The 10,266-nt window shown below is 74.2% G+C and carries 9 protein-coding genes; 5 read left to right on the plus strand and 4 right to left on the minus strand.

Annotation, left to right across the window (positions count from 1 at the left end; translation table 11 throughout):
• Window positions 1–161 precede the first annotated feature (161 nt).
• The 3 genes from LPA27_RS01030 to LPA27_RS01040 are packed head-to-tail and all read left to right on the plus strand — an operon-like array spanning window position 162 to window position 3,330.
• On the plus strand, window positions 162–2,150 hold the full coding sequence (locus tag LPA27_RS01030; protein ID WP_228941178.1) for a beta-propeller domain-containing protein: 1,989 nt from the start codon (window positions 162–164) through the stop codon (window positions 2,148–2,150).
• 20 nt (window positions 2,151–2,170) lie between these two features.
• Window positions 2,171–2,440 (plus strand): DUF2277 domain-containing protein, encoded by a 270-nt coding sequence (locus tag LPA27_RS01035; RefSeq protein ID WP_228941179.1) that lies wholly within the window; start codon window positions 2,171–2,173, stop codon window positions 2,438–2,440.
• Window positions 2,437–3,330, plus strand: coding sequence for an NAD-dependent protein deacetylase (locus tag LPA27_RS01040; protein WP_082503378.1), 894 nt, complete (start codon window positions 2,437–2,439; stop codon window positions 3,328–3,330). Before LPA27_RS01035 ends, LPA27_RS01040 begins: the two co-directional genes overlap by 4 nt.
• A gap of 36 nt (window positions 3,331–3,366) precedes the next feature.
• Here the strand turns inward: LPA27_RS01040 and LPA27_RS01045 are convergent, their stop codons facing one another.
• Window positions 3,367–3,750 carry a hypothetical protein gene (locus tag LPA27_RS01045; RefSeq protein ID WP_156698073.1) on the minus strand — a complete coding sequence of 128 codons (384 nt, stop codon included), beginning with the start codon at window positions 3,748–3,750 and terminating at the stop codon, window positions 3,367–3,369.
• A gap of 255 nt (window positions 3,751–4,005) precedes the next feature.
• Window positions 4,006–4,692: a metal-dependent transcriptional regulator gene (locus LPA27_RS01050; RefSeq protein ID WP_056865706.1), complete on the minus strand. Its 687-nt coding sequence runs from the start codon at window positions 4,690–4,692 to the stop codon at window positions 4,006–4,008.
• Window positions 4,693–4,799: 107 nt separating this feature from the next.
• On the opposite strand from LPA27_RS01050, the gene LPA27_RS01055 reads away from it, so the two are divergent.
• Together LPA27_RS01055 and LPA27_RS01060 are read left to right on the plus strand one after the other, a co-directional pair.
• Complete coding sequence (locus tag LPA27_RS01055) at window positions 4,800–6,158, plus strand: cryptochrome/photolyase family protein (RefSeq protein WP_228941180.1); 1,359 nt, start codon at window positions 4,800–4,802, stop codon at window positions 6,156–6,158.
• 68 nt (window positions 6,159–6,226) lie between these two features.
• A complete protein-coding gene (locus LPA27_RS01060; RefSeq protein WP_228941181.1) occupies window positions 6,227–7,849 on the plus strand; it encodes an alpha-amylase family glycosyl hydrolase in 1,623 nt (540 codons plus the stop codon).
• An 85-nt stretch (window positions 7,850–7,934) separates the two neighbouring features.
• Here the strand turns inward: LPA27_RS01060 and LPA27_RS01065 are convergent, their stop codons facing one another.
• Window positions 7,935–8,387, minus strand: coding sequence for a MarR family winged helix-turn-helix transcriptional regulator (locus LPA27_RS01065; RefSeq protein ID WP_228941182.1), 453 nt, complete (start codon window positions 8,385–8,387; stop codon window positions 7,935–7,937).
• On the minus strand, window positions 8,387–10,006 hold the full coding sequence (locus tag LPA27_RS01070; RefSeq protein ID WP_082503379.1) for an MDR family MFS transporter: 1,620 nt from the start codon (window positions 10,004–10,006) through the stop codon (window positions 8,387–8,389). Before LPA27_RS01070 ends, LPA27_RS01065 begins: the two co-directional genes overlap by 1 nt.
• Window positions 10,007–10,266 lie beyond the last annotated feature (260 nt).

Consider the following 10,266-nt stretch of genomic DNA (forward strand, 5'->3'; position numbering starts at 1 on the left):
CCGTCATCCTCGCACCGCGCCGTCGCCGGGAACCAGCGCGGGCCACCCGCCGTCACAGCCCCGTGCCCGCCACCCCCACGCACCGCCTCCTCCGCCCCGTCGTCGCGCCCCGTCGGGCCCGCGCCGGGCGGCCCGGCCCCCCGGTCGCGACGCTGCTCGCCGTGCTGCTCACCGGCGCGCTCGCGGCCGGGTGCGGCGCAGCGCCGGCGGACGACGGGCCCGCCGCCGGCCCGGCCGGCCCCGCCCTCGGGACCGCCGGCCTCCGAACCACCGGCGACGGGACCGCACAGGCCACCTGGCTCGGCGGCGACCTGGCACCCGCCGACTCGTGCGCCGACCTCGCAGCGGCGTACGCCGACCTGGGCGAGGACCTCGTCGGCCCCCACGGCTGGGAGGACCCGTACTTCTTCCTCGACTCCCCCTTCTTCGCGGCGCGGGGCGGCGCGCCGGAGCTCGCCGCGTCGGACCGGGCGGCGAGCGGCCCCACCGCGGGCATGACCCGGGCCGACCCCAGCGCCACCGGCACCACGGTGCAGGAGGCCGGCGTCGACGAGCCCGACACCGTCAAGACCGAGGGCTCCCTGCTGGTGCGCGTCGCCGGCGGCACGCTGAGCACCCACGACGTGGGCGGCGCGCAGGTCGTCGGGCTCGGCTCGCTCGACCTGACCGCGACGTCGCTGGTCGACCCCGAGCTGCTGCTGGTGGGCGACACCGTCGTGGTCGTGGGCCGCGACCGGGCCGCGGCGACCACCCCGCGGATCGCCGGCACGCCGGCGTCGACCTCGACCGCGCCCTCGACCAGGGTCCTGACCGTCGACGTCTCCGACCCGACCGACCCGCGGGTGACCGCGTCGACGGCGTACGACGCGGGCCTCGTGCGGGCGGTGCAGCACGGCACGGTGGTGCGGCTCGTGCTGTCCTCTGGCCTGCCCGACCTGCCCTTCACCACGCCGCGCCGCGCGGGCGGGAGCACCGCGGCCACCCTGGCCAACCGCGAGGTCGTGCGCGCCGCCACCGCGGCCGACTGGTTGCCCGGGGCCACCGTGGACGACCTGACTGCCGACGGCGCGTCGACCACCGCGCCCGCCGTGACCTGCGACGACGTCGCCGTGCCGTCGCAGGAGGCCGGTCTCGGCACGCTGGCGGTGCTCGGCCTCGACGCGGCCACCCCGGAGGCGGCGGCGCGGAGCCTGGTCGACCCGAGCGGCTCCGGCCTGCTGGTCGACACCGACCTCGCCTACGCCTCCGCCGAGCGGCTCTACGTCGCCACCGCCCCCGCCTGGGCGGGCTGGGACCCCACCGGCGCGACCGGCACCGGGCTCACCACGGTGCACGAGCTCGACCTCGAGGGCGTCTCCACCTCCTACGTCGCCTCCGGTGAGGTGCTCGGCACGCTCGCCGACCGGTGGGCCATGGACGAGGCCGACGGGGTGCTCCGCCTGGCCCTCGGCCCCGGTGCCGGCACCGGGCCGGCCAACGCCGTGGCCACCCTGCGCCGCGACGGCGACCGGCTCGTCGAGGCGGGCCGGGTCGACGGGCTGGGCCGCTTCGAGAGCATCGAGTCGGTGAGGTGGTTCGACGACCTCGCGATCGTGGTGACCTTCCGCCGGGTCGACCCGCTCCACACCGTCGACCTCTCCGACCCCGACCGGCCGCGGCTGCTCGGGACCCTGACGGTGCCCGGGTTCTCCGCCCACCTCCACCCGCTCGGGCCGCGCCGACTGCTGGGGATCGGCGAGGGTCCCGACCGCGGCGCGTGGGGTGCGCAGGTCGGTCTCTTCGACCTGGGCGACCTCGCGGACCCCCGCCCCCTGGGCGTCCACCACTTCGCCGCCGGCACCACGCTGGGCGCGTCGGTCGACCCGCGGCAGCTGACCTGGCTGCCCGGCGCCCGGACCGCGCTGAGCGTGGTCGACGGACCGGGTCGCACCCGACCGCACCTGGCCGTGGTGTCGCTCACCGACGGTCGCGTCTCGGCCCGCACCCTGCCCCTGCCGCGTGGCACCGAGGCCCGCGGCGTGCGCACGGTGCTGCTGGCCGACCGGCGGGTCGTGCTGCTCACCGACCGGTCCACGACCCTGCTCGACGCGGCCCGGCTCGCCCCCGTGCCCGATCCGGCACCGGGCTCCGAGCAGCCGCCGGCCCGCTGAGGGCGGCGTAGGCTCGTCGCATGTGCCGCAACATCCGCCAGCTCCACAACTTCGAGCCGCCGGCCACGCGAGACGAGGTCACGGCGGCGGCGCTGCAGTACGTGCGCAAGGTGAGCGGCAGCTCCAAGCCCTCGCAGGCCAACCAGGAGGCCTTCGACCGCGCCGTGCGCGAGATCGCCCACCTGACCCAGCACCTCCTCGACGACCTCGTGACCGCCGCGCCGCCCAAGGACCGCGAGGTCGAGGCGACCAAGGCGCGTGCGCGGGCCGAGGTGAGGTACGCCCGGTGAGCCTGCTGCCCACCCGCTCCCCCGCCGCGACCTCCCCGTCGCAGCAGCGCGACCCCGACGCGACCGCCCACGACCCGGCCACCCGTGCCGCCGCCCTCGACCTGCTCGCCGACCGCGACCTCGTCGTGCTGACCGGCGCCGGGCTCTCCACCGACTCCGGGATCCCCGACTACCGCGGGCCGCAGGCGCCGACCCGCACCCCGATGACCTACCAGGAGTTCGTGGCCACCCCCGAGGCTCGCCGCCGCTACTGGGCCCGCAGCCACCTGGGCTGGGGCCGGATGCGTCATGCCGACCCCAACACCGGGCACCGCGCGCTCGTCGAGGTCGACCCCGACCTGCTGATCACCCAGAACGTCGACGGACTGCACGAGCGCGCGGGCAGCCCGCGCCTGGTGGCCCTGCACGGACGGATCGCCGACGTGGTCTGCCTGGGCTGCCGCCGCACGACCTCGCGCGCGGCGCTGCACGAGCGGCTCAGCGCCCTCAACCCCGACTTCGGCGCAGGGCACGACGACGCCGAGACCCGGCCCGACGGCGACGTCGAGCTCGAGGCGTCGCTCACGGAGTCCTTCGTGGTGCCCGACTGCGACTGCGGCGGCATCCTGAAGCCCGACGTGGTGTTCTTCGGCGAGAACGTGCCGGCCCCGCGGGTGCAGCGCTGCTACGACGCCGTCGACGCACTGGGCGCGGGAGGTGCGCTGCTGGTCGTCGGGTCGAGCCTGACGGTGATGAGCGGCTTCCGGTTCGTGCGCCGGGCGGCGCGCGCCGGCACCCCGGTGGTCGTGGTCAACCGTGGCGCCACGCGCGGCGACGCGCTCGCGACGTACGCCGTGGAGGCCGGGTGCTCGGGCTTCCTGGCCGACCTCGCCGCGCGGCGCGTCGGCTGAGTCCCGGGCCGGACCCGGGTCGGGTCCTGCGACCGGTCAGTCGCGGCGGTCGCGGTCGCGCAGGTCGCCCAGCAGGTCGAGCAGGGACTGCACCGACTCGCCCGACCCGGCGGCGGGGCCGCGCGGCGCGAGGCCGTCGCCCTGCTCGAGGCGCTCCCAGGCCAGCTCGGGGGGCATCCGCACGCCGCGGCGCAGGACGTAGCGGGTGTCGGCCAGGTCGAACTCCAGGTCGACCACGCGGGCGCTGAGGAACTCGCCGTCGGCGGTGAGCACGACGACCTCCTCGTCGATCTCCAGGCCGCGCGTGAGGCGCGTGCCGACGTGGCTGACCACGATGTCTCCCTCGAGCACACCGAGCTCGAGCGCCGTCGCCGGCACCTCCACGAGCTCCATCTCGAGCACTCCCCTCGCCATGCTCATGGCGACCTCCCTCAGGTCCAGGTACGTGCGTGTGCAGGGACAACGAGGGGGGACGCCGGCGGTCACGGCGCACCGCACCGGTCTGGACCAGTGCTCCGAGAGTCGTGCGTCGAGCACCATCATGCCCGCCCGCCCCTGAGAGCGCCGCGATTTCGGTCACCCGACACCGCACGTGGTGCGCGTTCCGCAGCACAGGGGTAAAGCAACGGGCCATCCCCGCAGTGCGGGGACGGCCCGGTCGGCGACGGCCGAGGCTCAGAGGCGCTTGACGAAGATGTGGTCGGCGGCGTCGAGGACGATCTCGGCGGTCTCGCCACCGGACCCGACCAGCACGCCCTCGCCGGTCTGCACCACCGTGACGGTCTTGTCGGGCAGGGCGCCGACCCGGCGCAGGGCGCTCATCAGCGCCTCGTCCTTCTGCATCTCCTCCGAGATGCGCCGCACGAGCACCCGGCCCTCCTCGGCCGAGGCGACGTCGGCCAGCGACTCGACCCCGGCCATGAACTCCTCCCCGACCCGGCTCTGGCCCAGCTCCTCCAGGCCCGGGATGGGGTTGCCGTAGGGCGACTCGGTCGGGTGGTCGAGCAGCTCCAGCAGCCGGCGCTCCACGGTCTCCGACATGACGTGCTCCCAGCGGCAGGCCTCCTCGTGCACCAGCTCCCAGTCGAGGCCGATCACGTCGATGAGCAGCCGCTCGGCGAGGCGGTGCTTGCGCATGACGCGGGTGGCGAGCCGGTCACCCTCCTCGGTCAGCTCGAGGTGCCGGTCGCCCTGCACCGTCAGCAAGCCGTCGCGCTCCATGCGCGCCACCGTCTGCGAGACCGTGGGGCCGCTCTGGTGCAGCCGCTCGGCGATCCGCGCGCGCAGCGGGACGATGCCCTCCTCGACGAGCTCGTAAATCGTGCGCAGGTACATCTCGGTGGTGTCGATGAGGTCGCTCACACCCCCATTGTCCCCCATCGCGCGACTCGTCCCGACCGGCGCCCGGCGTGGCGGAACGGGACCGGAGGGGGGAGGCCGCGGCGACGCGGTGGTGGCAGGGTCGCCGGGTGGCTGACTCGACGACCTCCGTGATGTGGTTCCGCCGCGACCTGCGCCTGGGCGACAACCCCGCGCTGCTCGAGGCCGCCTCCGACGGGGCGGTGCTGCCGCTCTTCGTGCTCGACCCCCACCTGTGGGACCCGGCCGGGCCGAGCCGCCGCGCCTACCTCGGCGCCTCGCTGCGCGCCCTCGACGCGCAGCTGCGGCAGCGGCACACGCGGCTGTCGGTGGTGCGTGGCGACCCGGTGCGCCGGGTGGTGCTGGCCGCGAAGGCGGTCGGCGCACGGCGCGTGCACGTCGCGGCCGACTTCGGGCCCTACGGCCGCGAGCGCGACGAGCGGGTGGAGGAGGCGCTCGGCGAGGCCGGGATCGAGCTGGTGCGCACGGGCTCGCCGTACGCCGTGGCGCCGGGTCGGGTCGTCAACGGCTCCGGCAAGGCCTACCAGGTGTTCACCCCCTTCTCCCGTGCCTGGAACGACCACGGCTGGCGGGCGCCGGTCGACCCGCCGTCGGGCGGGAGCTGGGTCGAGCTCGAGGACGGCACCACCGACGTGCCCGACCCCGACCTCCCCGCCGGGCTCGAGCTGCCCGAGGCCGGCGAGAGGGCCGCGCGCGCCCGCTGGGAGGAGTTCCTGGACCGTGTCGACGACTACGACGACGACCGCGACCGCCCCGGGGTGGAGGGCACCAGCCGGATGTCGGTGCACCTCAAGTACGGCGAGGTCCACCCGCGCACGCTGCTGGCCGACCTGGCGCAGCGCCGCTCGCGGGGCGCGGCGACCTACCGCACCGAGCTGGCGTGGCGCGAGTTCTACGCCGACGTGCTGGCGCGGCGCCCCGAGACGGCGCGCGACTACCTCAAGCCGGAGTACGCCCGGATGGCCTACGACTCCCCCGGCGAGCAGCTCGCCGCCTGGCAGGAGGGCCGCACGGGTTTCCCGATCGTCGACGCCGGCATGCGCCAGCTGCGGGCGACCGGCTGGATGCACAACCGGGTGCGGATGATCACCGCGAGCTTCCTGGTCAAGGACCTGCACCTGGAGTGGCAGCTGGGCGCCGGCCACTTCCTGCACTGGCTGGTCGACGGCGACCTGGCCAGCAACAACCACGGCTGGCAGTGGACCGCCGGCAGCGGCACCGACGCCTCGCCCTTCTTCCGGGTCTTCAACCCCACGACCCAGGGCCGCAAGTTCGACCCCGAGGCCGCCTACGTGCGTCGCTGGGTGCCGGAGCTGGCCGAGGCCGCCGACCCGCACGAGCCGTCCTCGCAGGACCGGGAGGCGGCCGGCTACCCCGAGCCGATCGTCGACCACAAGGCGGAGCGGCTGGAGGCGCTGGACCGCTACGCGGCGATCAAGGACCGCTGACACGAGGCGGTCCGGCCCGGCCCGCGAGGGCTGGGCAGGGGGCCGGATCGTGTGATGGACTTGTGGGCATGACTTTGAACGATCCAAAGAGCCCCGAGGCCCCGGAGTGGTGGCGTCACGCCGTCATCTACCAGGTCTACCCCCGCTCGTTCGCCGACAGCGACGGCGACGGCATCGGCGACCTCCCGGGCATCACCTCGCGCCTGCCCTACCTGCGCGACCTCGGCGTCGACGCGCTGTGGATCTCGCCCTTCTACACCTCGCCGCAGAAGGACCACGGCTACGACGTGGCCGACTACCGCGACATCGACCCCCTCTTCGGGACCCTCGAGGACGCCGACCGTCTCGTCGCCACCGCGCACGAGCTCGGCCTCAAGCTGATCGTCGACCTCGTGCCCAACCACACCTCCGACGCCCACGTGTGGTTCCAGGCCGCCCTGGCCGCCGGGCCGGGCAGCGCGGAGCGCGCCCGCTACCTCTTCCGGGAGGGCAGGGGCGAGGACGGCTCGCAGCCGCCGAACAACTGGAGCTCGGTCTTCGGCGGGCCCGCCTGGACGCGGGTCGAGGACGGACAGTGGTACCTCCACCTCTTCGACTCCACCCAGCCCGACCTCGACTGGCGCAACCCCGAGGTCGGCGACATGTTCGAGGACGTCCTGCGCTTCTGGCTCGACCGTGGCGTCGACGGCTTCCGGGTCGACGTGGCCCACGGCCTGGTCAAGGAGGAGTCGCTGCGCGACCAGGTCGTCGACGAGGGCGACACCCCGGCCAGCGGCGAGATCAACCCCGAGGCGGTCTCCAGCATGGTCGAGCGGACCATGCGCGACGAGCCGATGTGGGACCAGCCCGAGGTGCACGAGGTCTACCGGCGCTGGCGCACGGTCCTCGACTCCTACGAGGGCGACCGGATGATGGTCGCCGAGGCGTGGACGCAGTCGGCCGAGTCGATGGCCCGCTTCGTGCGCCCCGACGAGATGCACCAGTCCTTCAACTTCTCCTGGCTGCTCGCCCCCTGGTCGGCCGAGGAGTTCGCCTCGGTCGTCACCGGCACCCTCGAGGCCCTCTCCGGCGTGGGTGCGAGCCCCACCTGGGTGCTGAGCAACCACGACGTCGTGCGCCACGTGACGCGCTACGGCGGCGGTGCGGTCGGCCTGGCGCGGGCGCGCGCCGCCACCCTGGCCATGCTGGCGCTGCCGGGCTCGTCGTACCTCTACGAGGGCGAGGAGCTGGGCCTGGAGCAGGTCGACGTCGAGCCCGAGCACCGCCAGGACCCGTCGTGGTTCCGCACCGGCGAGGTCGGCCGCGACGGCTGCCGCGTGCCGGTGCCGTGGAGCGGCGACGCCGCCCCCTACGGCTTCGGCCCCGGCGACGCCCAGCCGTGGCTGCCGCAGCCCGACGACTGGGCCCCGCTGACGGTGGCCGCCCAGCAGGCCGACCCCGACTCGACGCTGGCGTTCTACCAGAAGGCGCTCGCGGCACGCCGTGCCTTCGCGGAGACCGCGGGCGACGAGGTCGAGCTGCTCGACCTCGGCCGCGACGTGCTCGCCTTCCGCCGCGGCCCGCTCACCGTCGTGGTCAACTGCGGCGAGACGCCGGTGACCCGCCCCGCTGGCGACGTCGTGGCCAGCAGCGGCCCGGTCTCCGACCTGCTGCCGGTCGACACCGCGGTCTGGCTCACCACCGGCGACTGAGCACCCGCCCACCGTACGACACCGACCGGCCGCCGGTCCCGGGAGTCCCGGGCCGGCGGCCGGTCGGCGGTCCGTCGGCAGACGGTCAGCGGTCGGTCGGCTGGTTGAGCGCGCTGTTGTAGCGGTGGAGGACGTCGGCGAAGGCCGCCAGCTCGCTCTCGTCCCAGTCGCCGAGCCGCTCGTCGAGGAACTTGCGGCGGTGCTCCTGCACGTCGGTGAGACGGCGCACCGCCTCGTCGGTCGCGGCGACCAGGGAGGCCCGGCCGTCCTCGGGGTCGCGGGTGCGCTCCACGAGCCCCAGGTCGGCGAGGTGCTGCACCTGGCGGCTGATGGCGCCCTTGTCGATGTGGAAGGCCTCCGCCATCGACGAGGAGCGCATCGCGCCGTGGTCGGCGAGGTAGCTGAGCATGAGGTAGGAGGCCGGCTGCAGCTCCTCGTGGACGGCGAGCGCGCGCTCGCCGATCACGCGGCGGACCCGGCGGATCAGCACGCCGACCTCCTGCTCGAGCTTCATCAGGTGCTCCGTGCGCGCGGTCATCAGGACCGCAGCGTAGTGGGGTGCTCGGCGTCGGCGCGGTGGCGCCCGCCGTCGGTGAGCGCGTCCTCGAGGCCGTCGAGGGGGTCGGAGGCCCCGTCGGACCCGTCGGCCGCCTCGTCGGGCACCAGGTCGTTGGTGGTGCGCAGCGGCACCTCCTCGATGAAGAGCACGCAGACCAGGGCGAGCACCGCGAAGGGCGTGGCCACGAGGAACAGGTGGCCGAAGGACTCGCCGAAGGCCGACTGGAAGATCTCGCGCACCGGGCCGGGCAGGGTGTCCAGGTCGGGGATGGAGTGGCTCTCGGTCTCGCTGCCCCCGCTCACGCCGATGGCCGCGAGGCCGCTGGCGACCTTGTCGGCCACCTGCACGCTCAGCAGCGCACCGAGGGCCGAGACGCCGGCCGAGCCGCCGAGGGAGCGGAAGAAGGCGACGACGGAGCTGGCGGCGCCCATGTCCTTGAGCGCCACGTTGTTCTGCACCGCGAGCACGAGGTTCTGCATCGTGGCGCCCAGGCCGACGCCCAGGACGGCCATGAAGAGGCCGATGACGACCAGGCTGGTGGTGTCGTCGATGGTGCCGAGCAGGCCCAGGGCGACCACGACCAGCACCATGCCGCCGACGAGGTAGCGCTTCCACAGGCCGGTCTCGGAGATGATCCGGCCGGTGACGATGCTGGAGACGAGCAGACCGCCGACCATGGCGATCGACATCAGGCCGGCCTCGGTCGGGGTCATGCCCCGGGCGACCTGGAAGTACTGGCTGAGGTAGACGGTGGAGCCGAACATCGCCACGCCGATGAGCGTGGAGGCGACGGTCGCGAGCGCGATGGTGCGGTCCTTGAACAGGTGCAGCGGGATGATCGGCTCCGCCGCGACCCGGCCCTCGACGTAGAGGGCGGCGGCGATGACCAGGAGACCGCCTACGACCATGGCGGCGGTGGTGGCCGAGGCCCAGGCGAACTGGTTGCCGGCGAGGCTGACCCAGACCAGCAGGATGCTGACGCCGGCCATGATGAGGGTGGCGCCGAGGTAGTCGATGGAGACCTGGCGCCGCACCACGGGCAGGTGCAGGGTCTTCTGGAGCAGCACGAAGGCGAGCGCGGCGACGGGCAGACCCACGAAGAAGCAGCCGCGCCAGCCCAGGGGCGAGTCGACGATGAGGCCACCGATGAGGGGCCCGCTGACCGTGGCCAGCGCGAACGTGGCGCCGATGTAGCCGGAGTAGCGACCGCGCTCGCGCGGCGAGACCATGCTGGCGATGACGACCTGCACGAGTGCGGTGAGGCCGCCGACGCCGAGGCCCTGGATGACACGGGAGCCGATCAGCACCTCCATCGACGGCGCGAAGGCGGCGATGAGCGAGCCGATCGAGTAGATCACCAGCGCGAGCTGCACCAGCAGCTTCTTGCTGAACAGGTCGGCCAGCTTGCCCCAGATCGGGGTGGTGGCGGTCATGGCCAGCAGCGTGGCGACGACGACCCAGGTGTAGCCGGTCTGGCTGCCGTCGAGGTCGGCGACGATGGTCGGCAGGGCGTTGGTGACCACCGTGCTCGACAGCATCGCCACGAACATCGCCAGCAGCAGGCCACTCATCGCCTCCAGGATCTGGCGGTGCGTCATCGGCGCGTCCGCCACGGGCGGGGCCGCCGGAGGGGCCGGGGTGGACGGGGACGTCTGGGTCACGGGGTCTGCTCGCTTCACGACGGGTAGAAGGTTGTCGAGGGCAACGGTATTCCCGACCGTTGCCCCCGACAACCATTCTTCCTGTGGGTCGGGTCACGCCGACCCCGGTGACGCCTCCCTCTCAGACCTGGAAGCGGGCCACGAGGGCTTTGAGCTCGGTGGCCATGGTGGCCAGGGCGGTGGCGGACTCGAGGGTG

This window comes from Nocardioides sp. Leaf374, from assembly GCF_916862475.1.
Taxonomy (GTDB): Bacteria; Actinomycetota; Actinomycetes; order Propionibacteriales; family Nocardioidaceae; genus Nocardioides; species Nocardioides kribbensis.